The sequence below is a fragment of the Acinetobacter geminorum genome (genome assembly GCF_013009345.1).
Lineage (GTDB): Bacteria > Pseudomonadota > Gammaproteobacteria > Pseudomonadales > Moraxellaceae > Acinetobacter > Acinetobacter geminorum.
Map to the genome: position 1 here is coordinate 129,935 of NZ_JABELE010000006.1, position 23,517 is coordinate 153,451.

Genomic DNA, 23,517 nt, shown 5'->3' on the forward strand with positions numbered 1-23,517 from the left:
GAATTTACATTTTTATGGACGATATTACTTTGAAAAAGTTCTGTATCATTGGAATGGGATTCTCAGGTACGTGTACCTTCATTAGCTTTGTAAAAAAATTACTGAATCAAGATATTGATCATAAGTCATGCTCTATTACTCTTGTTGAAATGCGTGAATCTATTGGACATGGGAATCCATACGACAAAGACGAATTATTGGCTGGCCATCTGTGTAATAACCCTGCCCACTCAATGTCGCTTTGGGATAATGACTTTGTGGATTGGATGGCAGAAAATAAAGATCATCTGATTACTCATTACCCCCACCTAGTTTATAAGAAATCTTTAGCTAGTGAACTGCAAGTCTTCCCCGATCCTAATGCCTTTTATCCTAGAGCTTTATTTGGTATCTATCTCAATGATAGATTCAAAAAATACTTAGAGTTAGCCAAATCAAGTCATATAAAAGTTGAAGTTTACAATGGCTATGAAGCTATCGATGGCTATGAGGTTAAAGGTGGTTATAATTTAGTTATCAAGAATCAAAACTCAAATCGAACAATTGAATTAAAAGGGTTTTCTAAACTATTGCTGACTATTGGGCACTGGACTGCAAGTCGTTTAGACTCCGAACATAGTTTATTCGTAAAACCCTACCCTTTTCAAAAAGTCTTAATGAGACTTAATGACACTATTAGACAAGATCATAAGCCAAATGTTCTTGTGCGTGGCATGGGCCCTAGTGGTGTTGATACGGTCATCACTCTATTTAGTGAAGGATCGTTTGTAACTGAAAATGGAGCCTTCTCAAGCTATCAGAAGGCAGTGACAGATGAGAACTTCAAAGCCTATGTTGTTAGTCGTTCAGGATACTTCCCTGCGGTACGAGGCAATAAGCCTAACTATGACTTTAAGTATTTCACTCATGAATCTTTCACCGAGTTACAGCAGTACTTAAATAAAGTTTTATCACTAGATGATATTCTTCATCTGCTTGACCTTGAACTTAAAAATGCAACTAACGGTGAAGTTTCATTCAATGATTTGTGCAACTTGAAATTTGCCAATGCTTATGAAAAGTTAAAATATGATCTGGAGCATCAAGAGCTTAATGACTTAATTAATATGATCATTCTTAAAGTACGAAGAATGAAGTTTTACCGCTATTTAAGCAGTCATGATAAAAAACGCTACGACCAAGAATTTGATCACTTATTCATTCGCCTTGCCGTACCAATTCCACTCGAAAATGCACAAAAGCTGAAATGCCTATTTGAAGCTGGCCTACTTCAATCACTTAAACTTGGCTATAACAGCAAACCTCTAAAAATAATGGATAGCCATGTACAGCTTATTGATGATCTAGGACATTCATTTGATTTTGATCTTGTGGTGAATACGATCAGTCAAGATTTTGATATCTATAAACATCCCTCAGCATTGGTTAAATCATTGTTAGAGCAAAAGAATATTGTCCCGAATATGGAGGATGAATATAACACTGGAGGTTTAATGCTGGATGGCTTCGAGACCTACAAACTGATGGAAAACCGTAGAGGATTTATAAAGCCCTCGGAGTATTTTTACTCTTTTGGTGTGCTTACCCGATACTGGCAGAATGAACGTAACTTTTCCAAAGCGATTGTTGATGCGGCTGATTCTGTCTCAACTGATTGGGTTGAATTGTTTCAAAAGCATCTCAGTGAACCCATATTTACGCCAGAACAACTTTATAAAATTAGTTAATCGGACGAGGAAAATGATCAATGGAAATACATCAGTTTTGTTATGACCGTGATATTAGGATAGTGCTGTGCAATTTAAAAGATAGCCTGTTTCCGTTTCATAAGCATACTTATATTCCCGATCTTGTGTACTGCTCAAAAGGCGCTATTCAGGTTGAGTTACCAGATTTGCAGCAGAAATATATTGTTAATCAGGGGAAATTTTTTCAAATTCCCCCCAATGTTAGACACAGATTTGCAAATAAAGATATTGAGGTTGAAAGCCGTTATATCATTCTTCAAATTGGGGAGTTTAGTATTGAATTTTTTAAAAATATTGAAGAAATAGAACCACTACTTGCCAATATTGAACCTAAAACACGACTGAGTTCAGATATTTTTATTAAGGACTATAACGCTGACATTCAATGTATTATTGAAGACTTTAAAAACAATAGAAAAAAGGAAATTAGTACTGAGGAACAAGCCGACATTATTCAAGCATTAGAAGTATTTTTGCAGAATGGATATAAGTCAAAATTTCCAGAGAAATCGTACTTTTTCGCTTAATCCAACTGCGTGTTAGTCATGCAAAGCATAGTCATCATATATTCAAGCGGGCTCCTGAAGTTCCTTGTTATAACTTATGCTTTGCATTTCCTGTAATCGTGAATAGGTTCTTTGAAATTCAAATTTAAGCCTCTCGCCTTTATATAATTGATTTAATGGTTGTGAAGCAGCAAAGTATAGTTTGATTTTTTGATCATAAAGTTCATCAATCAAATAAATAAAACGTCTCACGGTATCATAAATTCTATCTGTTAGATCACCAATTCCACTGATTAGAACATAATCATATTGCGTTGCTATCTCAATGTAATCAGCTGGGCTTCTGGCTTCTCGGCAAAGGTTTTCAAAGTCGAACCAAATCACATTCTTATAGCAAGATTTAACCTCGACTGATCTATGGTTGATTAAGATGCTCGTCTTGAGTTCTTTCTGGTTATTTGTAAGCCGCTGGTAAACCGAATGAAGCCATTGTTCTGATTCTTCATTTAATGGAAACCTATAGAAATCATCATTGGCGTTGCTTTCTTTTATGGTTCTATAATCGAGTTGATTACCGATCTTCAAGACGGTGCAATTCTTATTGATATGATCTATGGTCTCTAAAAATCTATCGCGATTTAAACCATCTTTATAAAGATCTTCCGGATCAATATTCGAGGTAGCAACCAATATCACTTTCTTTGAAAATAGCAGATTAAATAGATTTGAAAGTATCATTGCGTCGGCAACATTTGATACAAAAAACTCATCAAAGCAAATGAGCTTATAGTTGCTTGCTATGTCATTAGCAATTAGCTTTAAAGGATCTTTATTTCCCCGATAGGCAATAAGCTGCTTGTGAACATCTTTTAAAAAATGATGAAAATGCACTCTCATTTTCTTTTTAAAATTAAGAGAGTTATAGAATAAATCCATAATCCATGTCTTGCCTGTTCCTACACTCCCCCACATATATAAACCTTTAATCTGGGGACTAAAGAAATGATTAGACTGGTTTTCAATTTTATTCCAAATCTCATTTAATTTTTCAATAGCTTGTCGCTGAGATGGATCTGCAAGAACAACACCATTATTAATCATAGAGTTATATATATCGAGTGGACTTTGACCCTCATGCTTAAGCATCTTCATTCCCTACAGTAGCCAAGATTGTTGTTGAGTGCTTAATAATAATATCATTCATTATTGAAACTGCTGGAGAAAGATAAGAAAGCTGATGCCAGTATAATGGAATCTTAATTCTATATTCTTTTGAAATTTCTTTTATGCCCTGATTCGATAAATCCTGATTCATTTTGCATATAGGTATTATTCCGTAGCCCATATCACAAGCAAGTCCAGAAATATAAGAGTCAGTTGAAGGAATAATATGAAAAGGAATCATTGATTTTTTTAGTGCGAAGTTAGATTCTAAAAAATCGAAATATACTCTTTCATTTTCATTAAATAAGACTAAAGGAGCTAAACGCAGACTCTCTCTATTAATTCCATTTTTAAACCATTTATTAATAAAATTCTCTGAGGCAACTAGGCAATAAACCATATTCCCTAAATATACACTTGTACAACCTCTAATGATCTCAGACTCGGAAGTAATGCAGGCCTGAACCTCTCCTCTTTTTAAGAGTTCAATGGTATTACAAAGCGTATCAATCTTTACGTCTATTGTAATAGCCTCAGACAGACAGTACTTGGCTAATATAGGGAAAAGTAATGACTCAAATGTACCAATACTCGCAGCAATGGGTAACGGCTTAAATTTATTATTATCGATGACCGATTTTAAAAAAACATTCTCTAATAAAGACACTCGTTGAAGATAAGCAAATAACTCAGCTCCAAATGGTGTTGGTTTACATGGTCTTTCTCTCACTAATAATACATTTCCTAATCTTTCCTCTAGTAATCGAACTCTTTGAGAAATCGCTGACTGAGATAAACATAATTTTTTACCAGCTTTTTCGAAACTTCCTGTTTCAACGACGGCCGAAAAGGCGTCGCATTTAGTTTTGTCTAGCATTTTTAAATGTTATCTATATTAATTAAAGTTATATTTCTTAATCATAGTAATGGGTATGGCAATACGAAATACTACAATTGTATTACTTCTGCTAAATAATCATTATTTATTTTAATTAAATGAGTAACACACATGCGATTAATTAGTAAAACTAATAAAATCCTAATTAAATTCAATATTAATTAAAGTGCAGTACCTAACTCCCAAACTGGTAGTGCGTTAAGCTGATAAGTTTAAGTATTTTCGAAGAAAAGCGACAATTGAAATTATTTCAAACAAAAGCCATCTCAGTGGGCAGAATGAGTAGTTGAAGCTGGCTTTGTTTCAGTAATATTTACAAGACAAACTTACTGCAAGCTCAATAGATGAGTTTGCAGTAAATCTAAAAATAAAATACCAGCCCTCTTTTACATCTATCTTTCAACTCAACAGGAAGGTAAAACCTCTTTTAAATAAAATTAGGTTTCTTTCTTATACTTAATTAATTTTAAAAGTAATATTGAAACAACTACCACTAGCCAAATTAAAATTAAATACCTCATCAATAAGGTGGGGAACATAACCCAATTCCACCAAGAAGCAATCTTTTCTTCACTTGTTGAAAAAATAATTACACTACCTTTTTCATCTTCAAAGCGAACACTGCTAGCTACAATTTTATTACCATTAGGAAATATTGAAGGATAAGGCAAAAAACTTCCTTCTAAATTAAGTAATTTTCTAGGCTTATATAATTCACAAAATGAACCACTCTCATTTCTAAAATATGCACAATTAATAAAAAAAATTTTATTGCCTCTTTTTATTATCAGTGATGTCATACGCCCATGTTTAATATAAAATTCAGGTTCATAAACAACAAAAACCTCTTTTTTAGGAGTGAAAACTATACTTGGGTTAAGAGCACAAAGTAGTACGATTAGACAAAAACTTAAGGAAAGGACAAGAACAAAATTTTTATAAATATACGAATGTAATGAAAAAAATGGATCAACCACCTCAGTAGAGATCCACATTTTAAGTTTATAAATCACAACTATCCCCTATAAAACAACAATAAAGAACATCACAGATAAAAGAATCCCTGTTAAAAATGGTATAAACTTCGCTATATTCTTATTTTCCTTAAAAAACTTGCTTATTATAAAAATAAGAAAACAAATTAAATATGACACGTTATAATTAAAAGAAGATAAATCATCAATGTAATTTACTCCTTTACTTCTTTTAGCAAGGAGATAAAAAATAAAAATAGAGTAACCCGCCAAACCTAAGAAAATTGAGGTAAATGCGCTTACCTCTGCTTTACTCATAATTTCATCTTTCATAATTTCCCCAATAAAATATAATTATTTAATAAAATAAAAAATGCTATTTTATAGCAAAATTAATAATTTTTAATATAGCTCTAAATAACCAAATACAGCCTTTTCAACTCGTTGTTGTAAATTTCTTAAATCACTTTCCCCTGCTATACCTGCCGCATTAATCATTCCTTTACTTAACGCAATCACATCTTGTGCGGCTGTCTGAGCATGTGAAGTGCCAGAACACATAAACAAGTCAGAAATTATGGTTTCAAGCTCGTGTTGATGCTCACTTTCCTCAATGTCTTTTCCAATCAGTTCAGAAGCAAATTCTAGAGTTCGTGCCAATTGCGGACGGCTCAATTGATGTTGCACAGCAGTTTGGATGATGAGTTTTAGTTTATCTTTTAAGTCTGCGGCATCACTTTGCTGTATGGCTTCAACAATACGACTTGAAAGTTAGTGCGCTCACGTCGAATTAACTCAACGATTAAAGCATCTTTAGATGGAAAATATTGATATAGGCTACCAATGCTTACGCCAGCAAGCTCAGCCACAGCATTTGTGTTAAATCCAGCAAAGCCTAAAGACTCTAAAATGCGAGCAGCGGCCTCTAAAATAGCTTCAAAGGTAGCCACTGAGCGTGCTTGACGCGGGCGTTTTCGTGGGTCTGGGAGGGTTTCTGACATGGGCCGAAATGCGAGTATTTAATGTGAGTAATCACTCATATACTGACTGAGTCATATTGATCTGACAAGTAAATGCTGTCTTTTCAGTTGAACTACAACTCAGCCCAGTCATGGAGTGGTTATGTCTAGAACCTATACTTTTTTTATTCATTTAAGAGCATTACCTGCTTGGTTGACTTTAGCTCGTGAAAAGCGGGCTGAGTTTAGTGCACAAAAACTTGAACCTATTTTTGCGAAGTACCCAACTGTAAAAGTTCGGTGGTATGACGTTGAAGCGTTTAGCACTAAAGCCAGTGATATTGCTGTGTTTGAGACGACATCTTTGCAAGATTATTATTTTGTAATTGATGCGATTCGAGACTCTGAGTTTTGTACAGTACCCTACTTTGAGTTTGTAGAGATTATTCCAGCAATTGAAGATGGGTATGTGGAGTATAAAAGTTCTTTATAAACTCTATTAGTCTAATTAATTAAAAACAGATATTACATATCAATTTCAAACAATTACAATAAATTTTTAAAATTTGTAAGAACATATAAAATTAAATCTACTAAAAATAAAAAAATATTCAAAAAACAACACCATTACCACTTCAGGGTCATGGTGTTATTACAAATAATCTATTTTACTTAAACCAATTTAAAATCCATGTTTTAATATTATTGAAAGTACTAACAATAGAATCCCAAGCACCTTTTATCCATACAATAATATCTGAAACAATTTTAACAATATAATCAACCAACCTAGTAAATAAATCATTAATTAAATCACTAATTTTTTGTGCTGCAACGATGATAAGGTTTTGAGCTACAGGAAAAGTATTACCAATCTTTTCTGCTTCTGCAAAAATCTTCTCAATATTATCATTTGCTTTCTTCTTAGCATCCTCTTTAATTTTATTCAGTTTATCTTTAAATTTTGAGTGTGAACTATCAGAATTACCACTATCTTTCAGCTCTTTAGCAGATTTTTTTAATTCTTCTTCGATAGTTGAAGCAGTATTTGTAGACAAATCCTTTGCTTGATTTTGTAAATCATTCAATTTACTTTGAACAGAATTATCTGCTAATTCACTATCATCAGCGACCAGATACTTATTTGTTGCCTCCATTAAACCTAAAGAATCTTCAACCAAATTAGGATAATATGGTATTGCCACACCATTATTAATATTATTTTGGTAGTGCTTTTTCATTTCACTTAGAACATTAACGAAGTTTGTCATATATTATTCCTATAATACTTTTTTAATAATTAGTAAGATATTTATTATGATTAGATTTTTTTAAACTTTATCATTATGATTAGTATAAAATAATTCTCATCACAATATAAAATAGATTAACATAGCAAATCTATAAGTAAATATCTCACTCCACACTAATTACAAATAAAAAACAATAAAATTATTATTAAATTAAAATTAAAAATTATTTAAAAAAATCACAAAAGCGCTTAAAAAAACTACATTTTAATTAATTATTTTAAATATTAAAATAATCTAAATAATATTGTTAGCAGAAGTATTTCATAAATGTTTTAATGCGAACTGTCACCTCTAAAATATCCTCAAATTATACCCTGAACCTATACTTTTTTTATTCATTTAAGAGCTTTGCCTGCTTGGTTGGCTTTAGCTCGTGAAAAGCGAGCTGAGTTTAGTACACAAAAGCTTGGACCTATTTTTGAGAAGTACCCGACTGTAAAAGTTCGGTGGTATGACGTTGAAGCGTTTAGCACTAAAGCGAGTGATATTGCTGTGTTTGAGACGTCATCTCTGCAAGATTATTATTTTGTGATTGATGCGATTCGAGACTCTGAATTTTGTACAGTGCCCTACTTTGAGTTTGTAGAGATTATACCTGCAATTGAAGATGGGTATGTGGAATATGAAAGTTCTTTATAAAAGTTTTGGTTCCCCTTAATCAGGTCTTAGGTTGTTCTATGGACATAGCCAAATTACTGATTTTTATATATGATTAAAAAAATTCAACACTTTTTTATACATGAATACTAAAAAGAAAGGCGATGCTTTTGAAAATTTTGTTTTTAACTACATTTCAGCTCTAATCCAAAAAGGTTATATGGGGCTTAATCCAAGTCACACTAAAATTTACAAGCAGAAAAAATATTATTCAAAAGATCGAGAGGATTACATTATCTTCGACGTAGCTATTGAAGTTTACTTATTTGATCAACCAACCCCCTACATTACTATGCTGATTGAATGTAAAAATTATTCAAACAATGTTCCTGTTGATGATATTGAAGAATTTTCTGCTAAAGTTTCGCAAGTTGGGTTACATAATATTATAGCTATTTTCATTACCACACACGGCTTCCAAAAAAGCGCATTAAATGTTGCAAAAAATAGAAAAATTGGCCTTTGGCGAATCACAAATACTCAAGAAAAACATGAAGTTATTCTTAATCGAACCATTAATAGAATAAAGAATAACGATGAAATCATAAGTAATGCACTCACTTCAGAAAATTTCCAAGATATTTCTGCTACGAATATCTTTATTCAGACACCACTACGCTTTACAAGCATTCCAAAAGATTTAATTTATGATTTCCTTTCTTTGCAGAAAGATGTATCTCCAAAAGAATTTTTCACACAACACCGTGTAAATTCATACTCTAAAACTATCCCTTATAAATCTAAAAAAGAGTTAAGTATCCTTGCAGAAAACTTATTTGATAAATTTTATAAAAACGATGAGATAGATTTAAATGAAATAATAAATACTCTAGGTTATAAACTTATTGAGATTGATACTCCCGAACACCCCAATATTATTGGTAAGCTAGAAACTAAATTAAAAACTATTACTATTTTCGGAACTACCTTCTTTTCTCAACATCAGATTAATTTTGCAAAAGCACATGAAATAGCACATATTTTTCTTAACCATAGCAAATATATAATTTCAGAGAACTTTTCACCAGCTATGGAATCTCACTCTATAGATATAGAAATTACCAAAAATATTGATCGACTAGAATTTCAAGCAAATTATTTTGCAGGTTGCTTACTACTGCCTGAAAATCGATTAAAAGCAACTTTAAACTATTATTTACAACATTACGGCATCAGAAATAGAGGATTCTCACCACTCTACATTGATTCACAACCATGTAATTTTGAAAATTATAGAAGAATCATTTTACCTTTGACTGAAATTTTTAACGTTTCCCAAGAAACGATGAAAATTAGACTAACAGAATTAGCTTTAGCTCAATTTGCTTTTCAACCTACTTCTACCAATAAGGTAAAGAGGTCATATATAGATCGGTTCTAGGCCCTCCCCCAAAACCGCTCCAATACCACATCCCGTTCATTCAAACTGTTAGAGCTTAAAAGCTGTAGCATCAAGCCATCAATTAGGTTTAAAACCATGTTGGCATCGGGTTTGAGTTTGTTGGTTTCCAGACTAAAGACTAGATCAAAAATTTCTTTAAGTAGCCATTTTCTATATTCAATCGCCATGCGGTAAGCCCTTGGATAAAGCAGTTTTAATTCAAAAATGGCTTTAAACAAAAGATGGTAAAGACTATTCACATCGACATGTAAGCGGACAATTTCTTTGAGTTTATCGGCTGCGGTTGGGTAGCGGTGTGAATAGACAATTGCCAGCACTTCTTCTTTGAGTCGACTTTTTTGAAAGATTAAACACATTTCAACAAGGCGTTCTTTCGAGTGAAAGTAGTTATAAAACGTCGCTTTTTGAATTTTGGATTTTTTGATAATGAGATCTACGCCTGCACTATGAAATCCATGCGTGGTAAAGAGTTGGATGGCGGTTTGAACAACCTGTAATTTTTTGGAAGATATTTCTAAAGTTGGCATAGTTTTACCGTTATAAATTCTTGTTGTTTCTAAATGAGATAAAAAGCCTGTGCCCTTTTTGGGAGAAAAAAAGGCACAGCAAAGCCGTAAGACGGTGCTTGGCACATCTCAAGTTTTGTTTTGCTAAGTTTTAAGTAAAAATGACGAAGGCCTGAAAACCTTATGGCGTTCAAGCTGCTTTAAATTTTTAAGTTGTGTCGTTATAACTTTTGGCAGCCGCTGCCAAGAAATAATGGATGTGCATAGCCAACTCCTGATTTTGGGAGTTCTGCCAAAGCATTCATTTGGAATTATGGTGGCAGAACGAAAGAGGGTTGACAGACTGGCTTCGAGAACCCAGCACGCACAAAGGCGTCCCCCTTCCGTCCTACCGCTACAAAAAGGGAGACGAGTGGGTCTACATCAAAAAAACGTGTTTTTTCAATGTTCTCAAAGATCAGCCTGTCAAAGCCGGCTGGCAATGTGGCCAGCACGCAAAGCATAATCTGAGAGTTGAGAGGTGTCAATGTAGCTTTTATGACAAGTATTTAAATTTCTTATTGTTTTTCATTAGATTAACTTAATTATTATTTTATATATTATATTTAATTGTATTTATTAATTTTTTAAAAAGAGTCAGATACGGTAAGCTAAACCTCATAAATTTTACTTTTTGAATTTAAATATTTTTTAGAACTTTACGAGAACATAAATGATAAGACTATTTTCAAAGTCCATTTTAATATTAACCACTGGGTGTTTATTGAATGGCTGTAGCCAAGGCCCTCTTCCATTAGAGGTTACACTACATCAAGATTATGTATGTGCCTTTACCAATAACCCTAAAAAAACGAATTATAGCTTTGATAATAAATTTTTGATTTTTGTGGCGAAAGCTGACTATACAAATGGCTACAAAAGCACTTATGAGAAAGAATATTCAAATGTTCCTTTGCCAATAGAAGAGAAAGATTGTGTAAAAATTCCTCTAAAGGCGTTTGAAAAGAATGTAGCTTATGACATTACTTTGGATATATACAAAACTTTCGATACACGTATTTGTGTAGTAGAACATAACAATAAGCTAGAAATCCGAGAACCTGAACCTGGTGAAACAACTTGTAAATAGGCTTGTTCGTAGGCCCTCATTTCGCTATCTCAGAAACAACAAAACGGAAAGTGAGATTAGACAATCTCTGTCTGTCCCACTTGGTGATAAGCACGGTTAAAATAAACCAAACTTTGGTCATGTTGGCTTTGTTTAATTGCCACAATCGGACATATAAAAATTGTGTGTGTGCCGACTTGTTGAATTTGCTCAATCTCACAATCGAAACTCACCAAAGCATCGTCTAACACAGGTGAACCCGTTTCTAACTCAATCCATGCGCCATGTTTAAAGCGCTCTTCTGGTGTGAGTTTAGATGAAAATGCTTTTGAAATATGTTCATGATGCGCGCCTAAAACATTCACAGTTAAGATTTTGTTATCTAGGAAATGTGCATGTGAACTCGCAGATTGGTTCATACACACCAATAATGTCGGAGGTGTGTCGGTCACACTACAAACAGCAGAGGCAGTAAATCCAAAACGGCCAGACATGCCTGCCGTAGTCACAACACTAACTGCACTTGTGAGTAAAGACATTGCATTTCTAAAGTCTGTTGCTTGAACCATGACATTATTCCTAAATTGAACCGTACCTTGTCCTGTGTGTTTGCTATACCGCCCAACTCCATCAGGAAGGTACTATCGACATGCGATCTGATTAGAGCGACATGTAGTAAGTAAAATGAGGGTTACTTGTTTGATTATCAACTGCCATCAAAAAAGTAACCCTTTATACCACTTATTGGTAAATATTAAGCAGTAAGATCATAACCAGTCAGTTCTCGGCGAACGATTTCTGCACCTGCACTTAAAGCATTTAACTTGCCACGTGCCACTTCACGAGAAAGAGGCGCCATACCACAGTTTGTGCAAGGGTAAAGCTTGTCAGCATCTACAAACTGAAGCGCTTTACGCAATGTGTTAGCCACTTCTTCTGGTGTTTCAATCTGGTTAGATGCAACATCAATTGCACCGACCATTACTTTTTTACCGCGAATGAGTTCGAGTAAATCGATAGGCACATGTGAGTTGTGACATTCTAACGAGATGATATCAATGTTAGACGTTTGAAGTTTCGGGAAAGCTTCTTCGTACTGGCGCCATTCTGAACCAAGTGTCTTTTTCCAATCAGTGTTGGCTTTAATGCCGTAACCGTAGCAAATGTGGACCGCAGTTTCACATTTTAGACCTTCAATTGCACGCTCTAAAGTCGCGATGCCCCAGTCATTTACTTCGTCAAAGAATACGTTAAATGCAGGTTCGTCAAACTGAATAATATCTACACCAGCAGCTTCTAACTCACGCGCTTCTTGGTTCAAGATTTTGGCAAATTCCCAAGCAAGTTTTTCACGGCTCTTGTAGTGACCATCGTAAAGCGTATCAATCATAGTCATTGGGCCAGGTAATGCCCACTTAATTGGTTGATTGGTTTGCTGACGTAAAAACTTCGCATCTTCAACAAACACAGGCTTTTGACGAGACACCGCACCTACAACAGATGGCACGCTTGCATCGTAACGGTCACGAATACGAACTGTTTCGCGCTTCTCAAAATCTACGCCATTTAAGTGTTCAATAAACGTGGTCACAAAGTGTTGGCGGGTTTGTTCGCCATCGCTCACAATGTCGATGCCAGCAAGTTGTTGTTCGTGCAACGCCAAACGTAACGCGTCTTTTTTACCTTCGGCTAAACCTTCGTTTTCAAGTTTCCAAGGCGACCAAAGCTTTTCAGGTTCTGCAAGCCAAGATGGTTTAGGTAAGCTGCCAGCAGTTGAAGTCGGTAATAATTTTTTCATGATCAATGACCCGTATGTTGATTAATTAGGAGCGTAATTCGCAGACCACTGCTCAAGAATCGCTTGGTATGGTTTGATAAATTGCTCTTCAACAAACTTCCCCTGCTCAATAGCCAAACGGCTACGTTCTTCACGGTCATACACAATTCGAGTAAGTGAATAATCTTCGTGTTTCAAGCTTGGTTGATAAGATTTTCCAGCCACTGAATTTGCGTTGTAAATTTCAGGACGGTAAATCTTTTGGAATGTTTCCATCGTACTAATCGTACTAATCAACTCAAGGTTGGTGTAATCACTCAACAAATCGCCTGTAAAATAGAACGCTAACGGCGCAACGCTATTTGGCGGCATGAAGTAGCGAACTTTTAAGCCCATTTTTTGGAAATATTCATCAGTGAGTGAATAGTCTTCTTGCTTGTATTCAACACCTAAAACTGGATGTTCGTTTTCAGTACGGTGGTACTCTTTAGTCGTCGAAACGCTTAAGCAAATCACAGGTGCCTTTTTAAAGTTGGCTTTGTAAGTTTCAGAGTTAATAAAGCTCTTAAACAAGTTACCGTGCAATTCACCAAACTTTTCTGGCGTGCTAAAAGTCGACTTGTTTTTGTTGTGATCTAACAACAGCACACTAAAGTCATAGTCACGTACATAAGACGAGAAGTTGTTACCTACAATACCTTCGATGCGTTCATTGGTTTTCTTATCAACAATATTGGTTTTCAATATTTCGATGAGAGGAAGCCCGCTAGTACGGTTTTCGGCATCAATGTTCATTTCAACTGAAATGATTTCGAGTTCAACGCCATAGCGGTCGCCTTTAGGGTTGTCCCAATGAGCTAAGGCATTGAAACGATTGTCGATCATCTGCAATGTATTGCGCAAATTCTCTTCGCGGCTCATCCCTCTTGCCAAGTTAGCAAAGTTGGTTGTAATACGTGTATTGTCTGCTGGACGATAGTTCTCATCGAAACAAATACTCTTAATCGTAAATGTAAATTCTTTACTCATTGTGATCAGTACCCTAATTTCTGAGATAAAACCTAAATAAAAACTTTTTGCTCTTTTTAAACTTTCCAGACTTGTCAGATTTGTGCCTTATGGTCTTATCAAAGTGAATTACTGGAGCGCTTCAGAGCATGAATAGATTTATACCGCAATCAGAACGTGAATAAAAATGATTTAGTCTCATTACAAACTGAGTGAAATTCATGTTTTAGGATTTAATAAATAAGTATGAAGTTAAATATTTTTCATCTTAGAGAATCTTAGACAACAGAAATTCAAGATACGGCGCTCACACGGCACCCTAATAATTTCAAATATTAATTATAATTTTCAAATACTTAATAATAAAAATTCAAGTTAAAAAGAATCAAGCTAAAGTAATGTGTGCTGACTTTCATTCATCTCTGTTTTTAGCCATTCTAAAAATATGGTTTTACGTGAATCTTCCTCAAAAGCGCTATGAGAAAGTAAAAAATAGGCTGAATTATCTTGTACAACAGGTGAAATTTTTTTCAGTAAGTTCCACTCAAGCTCTTTTTCAATCATATAAATTGAGATGACCGTTGCGCCAAGTCCCGCCAAACAACCTTCTAAACATAGATAAAAATGTTCGAGTTCAACTTTAGCGTAGCCTTTTAAACTCTGCTTTAACTCAGCAATGCGGCTCATGTTTTTGAAAAAATTGGGTCTAGAGGTCGAGATCAGTACGTCGTTGGTTTCCGATGGTTTGGTTGCTTGAACTAGAGCGATATATTCATCGGCAATCTTTTCGCTATAAATATACTCTCCCCAATCAAAGTCATTTCTGCGAATTGCGATATCAATATTATCTTTTTCAAAATCGACCACGCCGCCTGCTGTGAGTAGCACAACCTCAAAATCATGACCAAGCTTTTTAAATTTTGATAACCGAGGAATGAGCCATTTCATTGAAAGAGTCGGTTCACACGACAAGACCAGTTGCTTGTTGTGAGTTTTAGGCTGGCTTAGCTGTATTAAACATTCATCGAGTTGACCAAAAACTTGATGGCAACAACTCAGTAAAGTTTCACCCTGCTCAGTCATCACGAGTGTTTTATTTTTTCGCTCGAATAAAACCGTATTTAAAGCTTCTTCTAAATTATAAATCTGTTTACTAACCGCACTTTGCGTCACAAATAATTTCTTTGCAGCTAAAGTCACACTGCCATACTTCGCCACAAAATAGAAAAATTTTAGTGAATTCAGCGATATTCTTTCAATCATTCCAAAAACTCATAAATGTGTAGTCGTTTTTATCGATTTTTATTTTTAGATTTCTGTTCAAAATAAAAATCATCTTTATTAAACCCCATTTTAGATGATGAAAAACATATTGAATATCTATATCTATCTTCACAAATGTAAAGCCCCAATCTTTCTCACGAAAAGAATAACAGCTTTAAGCAAAACAGCTCTCCTCTCAAATAGATTCCAAAAAGTACAGATTAATCCCCTCGTTTTCAGCGAGGGCACAAGATAATGGCAGAGTTTATTGCGGTTATTCTCATTACGATTTTGGCGGTGGTTAGCCCCGGCGCTGACTTTGCGATTGTGACTAAAAATAGTTACTTGTACGGCAGAAAAATAGGTGTGTTCACTTCACTGGGAATATCGCTTGGCGTGTTGGTGCATGTGACCTATACGTTAGTTGCCGTTGCCTTTGTGATGACTTATACGCCACAAATTTTGAATATTGTTAAGTACATTGGTGCGCTTTACCTGATCTACATTGGCTATAAAACCTTTACTCAAAAACCAGTTTTAGACACTGCGGCTTTAAACTCTATCGGTACTTTGCAAGCCATAAAATACGGCTTTTTTACCAACGCCCTCAACCCAAAAACCACGCTATTTGTGATTAGTACCTATACGCAAATTGTGAGTTTAACTACACCTAAAACTATTCTTTTGGCTTATGGCTTTTTTATGTCTTTTGCCCATTTTGTATGGTTTTCACTGGTGGCTGCGCTGTTTTCATCCATGCTACTGAGACAGAAAATGTTAGCCAAGCAAGTACAGATTAATAGGGTGATTGGTTCAATTTTATGTGTATTAGGTGTAATTCTGCTTTTTACTAAGTTTCAGTAGAGGCACTTGATTGCTAAAGCGATAATAAATACATAACATCGCTTTAGCTTATTTTGGTCAATAGATTAAGACATTACATGACTTAACCCTATAAGCGCTGATCTAAAATTCATATTTCGCCATCATCTCTATACGCTTATCTTTTCCTACTTGCTGGCTGACAGTGTTACGCTCACCATAGACATATTCAACCCCAAAAGTTAGTGGTTTATTGGGTTTAAACATCAGATTCGCCCAACTCTGTTGTAACTTTTTATTGGCATCTTTGGTTATTAGGTCTTTATCTTCATAGATCAATGCACCATGACCTATTGTGCCCCTTAGCTTTTCATTAAATTGATAAGTAAGACCCAATTGAAATGCATCAAAATCAATTAATTCGACATCATCTCTATTTTGGATATGACGGACATTATCTGAAGTTGCCAGTAATAACTTATTGTCTCCAGAAACATGCGAATAGTTGCTATTAAATAATAAGGATGGCGTGATTTTATAGCGAAGACCTAATGCGGCACCCCATCCCGTTTTAGTTTCATCATTTTCATTGCGTAGACGGACTTCCTGAACTAAACCACGTGCAGTCATTACACCTTTGTCCGTGGCAAATTCATATTTCAATTTACTCGCCAATAAAGGCAGACGGTTCTCGTCATTGCGTTTTTCTAAGCTTAAGAAATAAGAGGTTGATGTATTGATTGGCCCTGAATAACGCACCATTGGATTACGATTGGTACCTCCACCTAATGCGGTATTTGAATCTAGCATTTCTGGTGCTGTTTCAGTTGAAAGAAAAGTAGACGTCGTTTGACCGATCAACCAACGATCATAATTTAAATAAACATGTCGCAGACGGGCATTGTCTTTATTTGTCCCACCACGAAAGTCTATTTCAATTTTCCCTTTTAACGTCTTTTCCCCTACAGCAGTATTAAAATCTAGACCAATACGAGAGGCATTTACGGTCGAATCCAAGCGATCTTCAGTCGATTTTTTATCAGGATCACCTTCTAGTAATACACCATTAATGCGGTTAAACATACCTTTCGCACCTTCAAATTGATAGGCAGTATCAGCACGAACAAAACCATACAAATTAACATCGGCACCTGATTTTGTTTGCCATTTGAATATAGCTTGAGTATTTTTTTCAGGCGGCGTGATAACACTTGCCGTAGGTACGTGTGGAACCTGTACGCTATTTGTAGGTATTGCTTGCTGAGCCTGAAGCATTTGTCGGAGTTCATTCACTTCTGCACGTAACTGTTCAAGTTCACTGCTCTGATTGGCATGGGTAAATGTAGTAATCGTGGTCAAGCTAACGATTAACACTGTCTTAGCTGAGTTAAATTTCATTTTGCATTCCTTTGTTTTATTTAAATAAAGCGTGCTGTTCATCCATTTACAAAAATTGTAGATATAATCCCCCCTTAAATAGCTTTTCAGCTCTTTAAAAATGTCTTAGTTACTTTTTAGATTTAAAAAACAATTGCAGACTGTATTGATAAAAAAAGCGTGTAGTGAGAATGACGAAAATTAATCTTGAGAGTTGAAAGGAAACGACGATGGGTACTGCGAGTCCGAGAGCTTTAGCCATCAGTGACATTTCTGCGATGCCTCCGGGTGAAAGCCCTAAAATCAAGATTTGTTTTTCTGTATGACTTAAATTTACCAGTAATAAAGCAACGCTGATCGATAACGCTAAAGCCAGTAAATTGAATATCAGTGTGATTCCAATAAATTTTTTATTTTTCCTTAAAAAGCTAAATGGAAATTTGCTACCTAATGACCAGCCAATACAGACTTGACCAAAGGCAGTAAACCACTCAGGCAATTTCATCTGAAGTATTCCGCAAAATGACAACAACCCAATAATGGCAAGTGGTCCCAAAATCCAAGCATTCAAAAGATTAAAAAATTGAAAAACCTGACCCACAAACAGAGCCAGACAAAACAGCAATACAACCTGAAAAAAGCTAAATTGATCCGACACTGGTATCTTTAAACCAGTCCATTCAACATGAAAATAAAGCTCCATAAAAATTGGAACCAGCACAACCAAAATCACAATTCTCAAACTATGGGCAGCAACGACTTTATCGACTTGAGCTTGATATCGTTCTGCAATATTCACCATTTCACTGGCGCTACCAATCGCAGAAGAAAACCATGCAGTTGCCCAATCCAAGGCATTAACTCGATATTGCAATCCAGCCAGCAACGTACCCAACACAAGTGACCATGCCAACCCAATTAGAATAAAGCCCCAATATGCCGCCACTGCCTGTACCAAGGCTGGTGTAAAGTATAAGCCTAAGGCCATACCAATAATGACCTGCCCTATGCGTCGCCAATGGGGATCACAAGCAAGTGGATGACCAACGCTACCGAACAATAAGGCCGTCAATAGAGGTCCAAGCAACCAAGGCAAGGGAATATGCAAATATTTGGCAATTAAAGCTCCGACAAGAGCAATTGCTAATCCTTTGAGATTTGAGCTTATTTTTTCCATAATTCTGAGCAATAATAGTCAACGAATGCTGACTATTATTGTTGTCCTATTAAGCTTGCTGTTTTTTGATAAACAAGTACTTACGAACGATTGGCAAGATCAATAATAATCCTGACATGATCCAAAGTCCTATACTAATGTTACTGCTCCATAAGACATTAAGTTCCCCTTGAGAAATTGAAAGTGCACGGCGCAGATTCGATTCCATTAATTCGCCAAGTACAAAACCTAAGATTAATGGAGCTAAGGGAAAATCAAATTTTCTGAGAATATATCCAAACACACCCAAGCCCATACATAACAGCAAGTCAAAGATATTGCTATGAATAGCATACACACCAACAAAACTTACACTTGCAATGATCGGGATCAAAATGTAATTAGGAATACTCAGCATGCGGGCAAAGAAGCCTACCAATGGCAAGTTCAATACCAATAGAATGATATTACCCACCATAAGCGATGCAATCAGTGACCACACCAATACAGGTTGCTGAACAAATAACTGTGGACCTGGTGCGATGTTGTACATAAGCAAGGCGCCCATCATGACCGCTGTCGTTCCCGAGCCCGGCACACCTAGTGTCAACATAGGTACAAATGAACCACAAGCCGCTGCGTTATTCGCACTTTCTGGTGCAGCAAGCCCACGTAAGTCACCTTTACCAAACTTGCTATTATCCTTTGCCATTTTACGTTCAGTGGTATAGGCCATCGCGCTTGCGACTGTTGCACCTGCTCCAGGAAGAATGCCCAAGAAGAAACCAATCACTGAACTGCGGATAATGGTAGCCAATGAACTGAATAGTTCTTTAAGATTAAACAAGGTACGTTTGCCTTGCTTCAATGCAACTTTACCAATTGTCGTACGTTCGAGCATTAATAGGATTTCACTTACACTAAATAGGCCAATAACCAAAGTAGTAAAAGCAATTCCGTCACTTAACCCCACACTGTTAAAGGTAAAGCGATATACACCTGTAATTGCATCCATTCCCACAGTTGAAAGTGCTAGGCCCATGAGTGCCATAATTAAGGTTTTAAAAGGCTGCGTACTGACCAGACCAGTTAAACACACAATTGCAAAGACCATCAGAGCAAAATATTCAGCGGGACCAAACGCAATTGCCCATTTCGCCAGTATAGGAGCAAACAAAACAATCCCAATAAAGGCGACAGTACTTCCAACAAAGGAACTGACCGATGACAAAGACAATGCAATCCCTGCCTTACCTTGCTGTGCCAATGGATAACCATCTAACGTGGTCATAATGGCCCCAGCATCTCCGGGGACGTTTAACAGAATCGCTGAAATACGTCCGCCATATTCACAGCCTAAATACACTGCTGCCAATAAAATCAAGGCACTATCTACGGGTAAACCCAAAGCGTAAGCAAACGGCAATAAAATTGCCACACCATTAATTGGACCTAAACCCGGTAATAAGCCAACAATTGTTCCAATAAATGCGCCAATCAAAGCAATTAAAAGATTCTGTGGTTGTAAAGCAACCTCAAACCCCATCATTAAAAAACTTAATACATCCATAGCGGGTCATCCTTAACCAAAAAATCCAAGTGGTAACGGCACATCCAAGAAACGGTCAAACATATAGTAGGTACTCATGCTCAGTACCAAACCTGTCACCAAAACCGGTATGGTTTTGCCATGGAAAAGTTTGCCCACTGCAATGGTCATCAACAGGGTTGCAACAATAAAGCCTAGCCATTCAAAAACTAATGCATATAGCGTTAAAGCCACCGCACATAACGCTAACTTAACGACTAGATGTTTTGTCCATCCCAATTCCACGGGCTCAAACATAATGGCCGGTCGAATAGTGAGATACGCTGCACTCGCTGTAATTAAGCCCATTAATAAAATAGGAAAAGCTTTAGGGCCCACTGGATCGTAGGAAATTGGGGCTTCAAAATTGCTCGCATAAATCAACAAAAATAACCCACAAACCGTAATAATGGCGGTAAGAATCCGTTCAGATTTCATCATCTATCCTCAGAAAAAAACTGAGCTGAAAAATAGCTTCTCAACCCAGCCGATTTGTTATTGTGATAATTTATATTCTTGCGATAACTGCCGCATTTCCGCGGTTTGTTTATAAACATAAGCAGTGAGTTCTTCACCTGTCAGCTGAAATGGGAGTAGATCCTGATTTTCACGGACTGCATCAAATTTCTGGTTAGCCATCATTTTATCGAAGGCATTTTTCCACCAACCATAAGCTTCATCACTGACCTTTGGTCCCATATAGAAACCACGAATCACCGGCCACTCAATGTCATAGCCTTGCTCTTTTGCAGTAGGTAATTTTGAGAACTTTCCGTCTAAACGCTTGTTAGCAAAAACTGCCAATACCCGAATATCACCAGACTCTAGGTATGAACTGATTTCACTAATATTGCCTACCCCAACTTGAATATGCTGCCCCAGTAATGAAGTCAGCACTTCCCCACCGCCTTCAAGTGCAACAAATCTTAAATCGGCAGGACTAATACCTGCTTTTTTTGCCAACATTGCTGTTTGCATCCAGTCTTGACCACCCACACTTCCGGCACCACCAAAGCTAAGTGCTTTTGGGTTTTCTCGGAGTGCTTTCATCAAGTCATCAAGGTTTTTCAATGGTGAGTCTTTATGTACCGAAACCAGACCATAATCGACGGCGACGCCAGACAACCATTTCACATCTTTTTCAGTGAAGTGTCCGAATTTTCCTTGTGCTAAGTTCAAGAGTGAACCAGTGGAAAATGCAACCACGGCATTATTATTCGCAGGATCACTGTTTACGATCTTATTATAGGCTACGGCACCTACCCCACCCGGCATATAGGTTACGCGTATTGGATCTTTGAGCTGGTCTGTTTGTTTAAAGCCAGATTGAATCAGTTTACAGGTCATATCAAACCCGCCACCCGGCTTAGCTGGGGCTATACATTCCGGACGTTTTGGCTGACCCGCCTCTTTAGAAGCATTTCCTGAACCACACCCAGCCATTGTCACACTGACGCATGTTAATGCGAGTAAAGTTAAATTTTTCATGTTACATACATCCTTATAACGTTTGCTCTATTCATATTTTGATTTTTACCAATCTCCATAATCGACCTCCTTGGCACAATCATGCTTATTGGTTTTTAGTTTTGGTCTTATGTTTGAAATGCGCTTTTCACAGCGAACTTCAGTAATGCAGCGTTACTATAAAAATTACGAATCAATCGTCTGAAAGAAATAGCTAAGGAGAGGGAAAGTTAGGACAATCACCAGATCTATAATGAGAATTAAAACCTTTGCAGAAATATCTAAGAATGCTACGGTTAAATAATACTGATGAATAACAATAAGATAGTAAAAAATAATCCATTGTGTTGTCTTTTGCATATCCATGCTATGGGTAACGTTTAATGTTCAAATAAATAACCCTGTTTACCCAATCTTCCCTTCTGATCAAATGAGCGAAATACTCATATATTTTTCCAATAGTTATTGAATCAGTTAATCTTCTTCATAATTTGAAAATCCATCATATTTTTTAATGCATCATGCATTTAATGCTCTCCTTTTCTCATTTGAAAAGATTAAAGCACAGATCAAGAAAACATCGTGATACCAATAAATTAAAGGGGGCATTAGTAAAATTAAATAGGTTAAAACTCTAAGAAAAGAGAATGGGAGAGACTGAAAATTTAAGGGTAAATTTATCGTAATAATAAATAAAAGTTAGAGGAGAAATTTTAATATTAAAGTTGAAAAAGATCGTTTTTATTGTTTTTAGAATATCAAATTAAAGATCTTTTTTATGGATTGCTGTTAATATTAAAGCACATGATAGATTTCCCAATCCTTCATATCTGTACAAATTAAATCAAGGATGATGAGCGAACACATTTATTATGGAAATCAAACAAATAAAGTATTTTTTGACTGTGGTTGAAGCAGGTAGTATTGGTAAAGCTGCCCAAAAACTCGATGTGGGTGCTTCTGCTATTAGCCAGCAAATTAGTAAATTAGAACAAGAGCTAAGCATTCGCCTATTACAGCGTAATGCCTTTGGTGTAACCCCTACTCCAGCAGGTCTCGCCTTTTTAAAACATTCTCAACTTATTTTACGTCAAGTGAACTTCGCGGTAGATGCTGCTCATTCTGCACGACTATCTGGACATGTCAGCCTTGGCTTTCCACCGACCATTACTGCTTTGATTGGTATCCCTTTAATGAAACTAATGTCTGAACGTTACCCAGATATTCGTTTAGAGATTGTGGAAACGCTATCGGGTAATCTAATTCAATCCATTAACTCCCGTCAGCTCGATATCGCCATTATTTTTACCAATGAAATTGATAAACAGTGGTCGATTCAACCCTTGGTACGCGAGCAAATGTATTTAATGGCACGCAAGGAAGTGCTAGAAGAATATGGTCTTGCCGATTGCATCAAAAGTGGTGTGATTCAGTCTCAACAAATTGGAGACCTTCCTTTAGTACTACCACGTCAACGCCATAGCTTAAGAAAGTTGCTTGAGCACAAGATTGGTCAGCTTAATGTCGTCTATGAAATTGATGGCCTACACTTACTCATGGACAGTCTAATTCACCTCGACCTTGCCAGTGTCCGCCCAGGTAGCGCTTGTCTACAAGAGTACAAACATAAGCTTCAATTACTCAAGTTAATAGACCCTGAAGTTGAACGAATCAATTACTTGGTAAGCCTTGCCGAAGAAGAATTATCACCTGCCGCACTTGCCGCAAAGTCAGCCATTAAGGCTTGCGTGAAAGATTTGATTCAAAACCAGATTTGGCCATGTTCGGAAATTATTTTATAAAGAGTCATTAATTTTATTAAAT

At 36.1% G+C, this 23,517-nt stretch carries 22 protein-coding genes and 2 pseudogenes; 8 read left to right on the forward strand and 16 right to left on the reverse strand.

What is annotated here, in order from left to right:
- Positions 1-14 precede the first annotated feature (14 nt).
- Positions 15-1,727 carry an FAD/NAD(P)-binding protein gene (locus tag HJG58_RS07455; RefSeq protein ID WP_170248425.1) on the forward strand — a complete coding sequence of 571 codons (1,713 nt, stop codon included), beginning with the start codon at positions 15-17 and terminating at the stop codon, positions 1,725-1,727.
- A 20-nt stretch (positions 1,728-1,747) separates the two neighbouring features.
- Positions 1,748-2,275: a cupin domain-containing protein gene (locus tag HJG58_RS07460; RefSeq protein WP_170248426.1), complete on the forward strand. Its 528-nt coding sequence runs from the start codon at positions 1,748-1,750 to the stop codon at positions 2,273-2,275.
- A 42-nt stretch (positions 2,276-2,317) separates the two neighbouring features.
- Here the strand turns inward: HJG58_RS07460 and zapE are convergent, their stop codons facing one another.
- The 5 genes and pseudogenes from zapE to HJG58_RS07485 form a co-directional block, all read right to left on the reverse strand.
- Positions 2,318-3,400: a cell division protein ZapE gene (gene zapE, locus HJG58_RS07465; RefSeq protein WP_170248427.1), complete on the reverse strand. Its 1,083-nt coding sequence runs from the start codon at positions 3,398-3,400 to the stop codon at positions 2,318-2,320.
- A complete protein-coding gene (locus HJG58_RS07470) occupies positions 3,393-4,295 on the reverse strand; it encodes an ArgP/LysG family DNA-binding transcriptional regulator (protein WP_170248428.1) in 903 nt (300 codons plus the stop codon). Before HJG58_RS07470 ends, zapE begins: the two co-directional genes overlap by 8 nt.
- 458 nt (positions 4,296-4,753) lie before the next feature.
- A complete protein-coding gene (locus HJG58_RS07475) occupies positions 4,754-5,329 on the reverse strand; it encodes a hypothetical protein (protein ID WP_170248429.1) in 576 nt (191 codons plus the stop codon).
- 9 nt (positions 5,330-5,338) lie between these two features.
- Complete coding sequence (locus HJG58_RS07480; protein ID WP_170248430.1) at positions 5,339-5,623, reverse strand: hypothetical protein; 285 nt, start codon at positions 5,621-5,623, stop codon at positions 5,339-5,341.
- Positions 5,624-5,692: 69 nt separating this feature from the next.
- Positions 5,693-6,291: pseudogene (locus HJG58_RS07485) on the reverse strand (TetR/AcrR family transcriptional regulator).
- A 121-nt stretch (positions 6,292-6,412) separates the two neighbouring features.
- On the opposite strand from HJG58_RS07485, the gene HJG58_RS07490 reads away from it, so the two are divergent.
- Positions 6,413-6,742 carry a darcynin family protein gene (locus HJG58_RS07490; protein ID WP_170248431.1) on the forward strand — a complete coding sequence of 110 codons (330 nt, stop codon included), beginning with the start codon at positions 6,413-6,415 and terminating at the stop codon, positions 6,740-6,742.
- A 175-nt stretch (positions 6,743-6,917) separates the two neighbouring features.
- Here the strand turns inward: HJG58_RS07490 and HJG58_RS07495 are convergent, their stop codons facing one another.
- A complete protein-coding gene (locus HJG58_RS07495) occupies positions 6,918-7,520 on the reverse strand; it encodes a hypothetical protein (protein ID WP_170248432.1) in 603 nt (200 codons plus the stop codon).
- Positions 7,521-7,895: 375 nt separating this feature from the next.
- Here HJG58_RS07495 and HJG58_RS07500 point away from each other — a divergent pair, with 375 nt between their 5' ends.
- A complete protein-coding gene (locus HJG58_RS07500) occupies positions 7,896-8,201 on the forward strand; it encodes a darcynin family protein (protein ID WP_170248482.1) in 306 nt (101 codons plus the stop codon).
- A 100-nt stretch (positions 8,202-8,301) separates the two neighbouring features.
- The gene (locus HJG58_RS07505; protein WP_170248433.1) at positions 8,302-9,600 is read left to right on the forward strand and encodes an ImmA/IrrE family metallo-endopeptidase; all 1,299 of its coding nucleotides are present in this window, start codon (positions 8,302-8,304) and stop codon (positions 9,598-9,600) included.
- On the opposite strand, the gene HJG58_RS07510 is transcribed toward HJG58_RS07505, so the two are convergent.
- Positions 9,597-10,148, reverse strand: coding sequence for a TetR/AcrR family transcriptional regulator (locus HJG58_RS07510; RefSeq protein WP_171545255.1), 552 nt, complete (start codon positions 10,146-10,148; stop codon positions 9,597-9,599). The genes HJG58_RS07505 and HJG58_RS07510 overlap by 4 nt on opposite strands.
- A 691-nt stretch (positions 10,149-10,839) precedes the next feature.
- Here HJG58_RS07510 and HJG58_RS19160 point away from each other — a divergent pair.
- Positions 10,840-11,256: an NF045616 family extracytoplasmic (lipo)protein gene (locus HJG58_RS19160; protein WP_063098176.1), complete on the forward strand. Its 417-nt coding sequence runs from the start codon at positions 10,840-10,842 to the stop codon at positions 11,254-11,256.
- A gap of 56 nt (positions 11,257-11,312) precedes the next feature.
- On the opposite strand, the gene HJG58_RS07520 is transcribed toward HJG58_RS19160, so the two are convergent.
- The 4 genes from HJG58_RS07520 to HJG58_RS07535 form a co-directional block, all read right to left on the reverse strand.
- A complete protein-coding gene (locus tag HJG58_RS07520; RefSeq protein WP_000249487.1) occupies positions 11,313-11,804 on the reverse strand; it encodes a flavin reductase in 492 nt (163 codons plus the stop codon).
- A gap of 185 nt (positions 11,805-11,989) precedes the next feature.
- Positions 11,990-13,033, reverse strand: coding sequence for a methionine synthase (locus HJG58_RS07525; protein WP_017400049.1), 1,044 nt, complete (start codon positions 13,031-13,033; stop codon positions 11,990-11,992).
- 21 nt (positions 13,034-13,054) lie between these two features.
- The gene (locus HJG58_RS07530; RefSeq protein ID WP_000031350.1) at positions 13,055-14,041 is read right to left on the reverse strand and encodes a DUF1852 domain-containing protein; all 987 of its coding nucleotides are present in this window, start codon (positions 14,039-14,041) and stop codon (positions 13,055-13,057) included.
- A 369-nt stretch (positions 14,042-14,410) separates the two neighbouring features.
- Positions 14,411-15,283, reverse strand: a complete 873-nt coding sequence (locus tag HJG58_RS07535) for a LysR family transcriptional regulator (RefSeq protein ID WP_170248435.1) — start codon at positions 15,281-15,283, stop codon at positions 14,411-14,413.
- Positions 15,284-15,538: 255 nt separating this feature from the next.
- On the opposite strand from HJG58_RS07535, the gene HJG58_RS07540 reads away from it, so the two are divergent.
- Positions 15,539-16,147 carry a LysE family translocator gene (locus HJG58_RS07540; protein ID WP_170248436.1) on the forward strand — a complete coding sequence of 203 codons (609 nt, stop codon included), beginning with the start codon at positions 15,539-15,541 and terminating at the stop codon, positions 16,145-16,147.
- Between the two features lie 102 nt (positions 16,148-16,249).
- Here the strand turns inward: HJG58_RS07540 and HJG58_RS07545 are convergent, their stop codons facing one another.
- The 5 genes and pseudogenes from HJG58_RS07545 to HJG58_RS07565 form a co-directional block, all read right to left on the reverse strand.
- A complete protein-coding gene (locus HJG58_RS07545) occupies positions 16,250-17,503 on the reverse strand; it encodes a DcaP family trimeric outer membrane transporter (RefSeq protein ID WP_170248437.1) in 1,254 nt (417 codons plus the stop codon).
- A 109-nt stretch (positions 17,504-17,612) separates the two neighbouring features.
- On the reverse strand, positions 17,613-18,659 hold the full coding sequence (locus HJG58_RS07550; protein ID WP_170248438.1) for an AbrB family transcriptional regulator: 1,047 nt from the start codon (positions 18,657-18,659) through the stop codon (positions 17,613-17,615).
- Positions 18,660-18,708: 49 nt separating this feature from the next.
- On the reverse strand, positions 18,709-20,208 hold the full coding sequence (locus tag HJG58_RS07555) for a tripartite tricarboxylate transporter permease (RefSeq protein WP_170248439.1): 1,500 nt from the start codon (positions 20,206-20,208) through the stop codon (positions 18,709-18,711).
- A 12-nt stretch (positions 20,209-20,220) separates the two neighbouring features.
- On the reverse strand, positions 20,221-20,667 hold the full coding sequence (locus tag HJG58_RS07560; protein ID WP_005803309.1) for a tripartite tricarboxylate transporter TctB family protein: 447 nt from the start codon (positions 20,665-20,667) through the stop codon (positions 20,221-20,223).
- A gap of 54 nt (positions 20,668-20,721) precedes the next feature.
- A pseudogene (locus HJG58_RS07565) lies at positions 20,722-21,773 on the reverse strand (Bug family tripartite tricarboxylate transporter substrate binding protein).
- A 792-nt stretch (positions 21,774-22,565) separates the two neighbouring features.
- On the opposite strand from HJG58_RS07565, the gene HJG58_RS07570 reads away from it, so the two are divergent.
- Positions 22,566-23,495: a LysR family transcriptional regulator gene (locus HJG58_RS07570; protein WP_170248441.1), complete on the forward strand. Its 930-nt coding sequence runs from the start codon at positions 22,566-22,568 to the stop codon at positions 23,493-23,495.
- The last annotated feature ends 22 nt before the right edge of the window (positions 23,496-23,517 follow it).

What these genes read in the sequence shown, in the direction of transcription:
- HJG58_RS07545 (WP_170248437.1), bottom strand. Translation starts at nt 17,503, where the DNA reads ATGAAATTTAACTCAGCTAAGACAGTGTTAATCGTTAGCTTGACCACG.
- HJG58_RS07540 (WP_170248436.1), top strand. Translation starts at nt 15,539, where the DNA reads ATGGCAGAGTTTATTGCGGTTATTCTCATTACGATTTTGGCGGTGGTT.
- zapE (WP_170248427.1), bottom strand. Translation starts at nt 3,400, where the DNA reads ATGCTTAAGCATGAGGGTCAAAGTCCACTCGATATATATAACTCTATG.
- HJG58_RS07505 (WP_170248433.1), top strand. Translation starts at nt 8,302, where the DNA reads ATGAATACTAAAAAGAAAGGCGATGCTTTTGAAAATTTTGTTTTTAAC.
- HJG58_RS07460 (WP_170248426.1), top strand. Translation starts at nt 1,748, where the DNA reads ATGGAAATACATCAGTTTTGTTATGACCGTGATATTAGGATAGTGCTG.
- HJG58_RS07560 (WP_005803309.1), bottom strand. Translation starts at nt 20,667, where the DNA reads ATGATGAAATCTGAACGGATTCTTACCGCCATTATTACGGTTTGTGGG.
- HJG58_RS07480 (WP_170248430.1), bottom strand. Translation starts at nt 5,623, where the DNA reads ATGAAAGATGAAATTATGAGTAAAGCAGAGGTAAGCGCATTTACCTCA.
- HJG58_RS07535 (WP_170248435.1), bottom strand. Translation starts at nt 15,283, where the DNA reads ATGATTGAAAGAATATCGCTGAATTCACTAAAATTTTTCTATTTTGTG.
- HJG58_RS07570 (WP_170248441.1), top strand. Translation starts at nt 22,566, where the DNA reads ATGGAAATCAAACAAATAAAGTATTTTTTGACTGTGGTTGAAGCAGGT.
- HJG58_RS07555 (WP_170248439.1), bottom strand. Translation starts at nt 20,208, where the DNA reads ATGGATGTATTAAGTTTTTTAATGATGGGGTTTGAGGTTGCTTTACAA.
- HJG58_RS07470 (WP_170248428.1), bottom strand. Translation starts at nt 4,295, where the DNA reads ATGCTAGACAAAACTAAATGCGACGCCTTTTCGGCCGTCGTTGAAACA.
- HJG58_RS19160 (WP_063098176.1), top strand. Translation starts at nt 10,840, where the DNA reads ATGATAAGACTATTTTCAAAGTCCATTTTAATATTAACCACTGGGTGT.
- HJG58_RS07495 (WP_170248432.1), bottom strand. Translation starts at nt 7,520, where the DNA reads ATGACAAACTTCGTTAATGTTCTAAGTGAAATGAAAAAGCACTACCAA.
- HJG58_RS07510 (WP_171545255.1), bottom strand. Translation starts at nt 10,148, where the DNA reads ATGCCAACTTTAGAAATATCTTCCAAAAAATTACAGGTTGTTCAAACC.
- HJG58_RS07455 (WP_170248425.1), top strand. Translation starts at nt 15, where the DNA reads ATGGACGATATTACTTTGAAAAAGTTCTGTATCATTGGAATGGGATTC.
- HJG58_RS07550 (WP_170248438.1), bottom strand. Translation starts at nt 18,659, where the DNA reads ATGGAAAAAATAAGCTCAAATCTCAAAGGATTAGCAATTGCTCTTGTC.
- HJG58_RS07530 (WP_000031350.1), bottom strand. Translation starts at nt 14,041, where the DNA reads ATGAGTAAAGAATTTACATTTACGATTAAGAGTATTTGTTTCGATGAG.
- HJG58_RS07520 (WP_000249487.1), bottom strand. Translation starts at nt 11,804, where the DNA reads ATGGTTCAAGCAACAGACTTTAGAAATGCAATGTCTTTACTCACAAGT.
- HJG58_RS07490 (WP_170248431.1), top strand. Translation starts at nt 6,413, where the DNA reads ATGTCTAGAACCTATACTTTTTTTATTCATTTAAGAGCATTACCTGCT.
- HJG58_RS07525 (WP_017400049.1), bottom strand. Translation starts at nt 13,033, where the DNA reads ATGAAAAAATTATTACCGACTTCAACTGCTGGCAGCTTACCTAAACCA.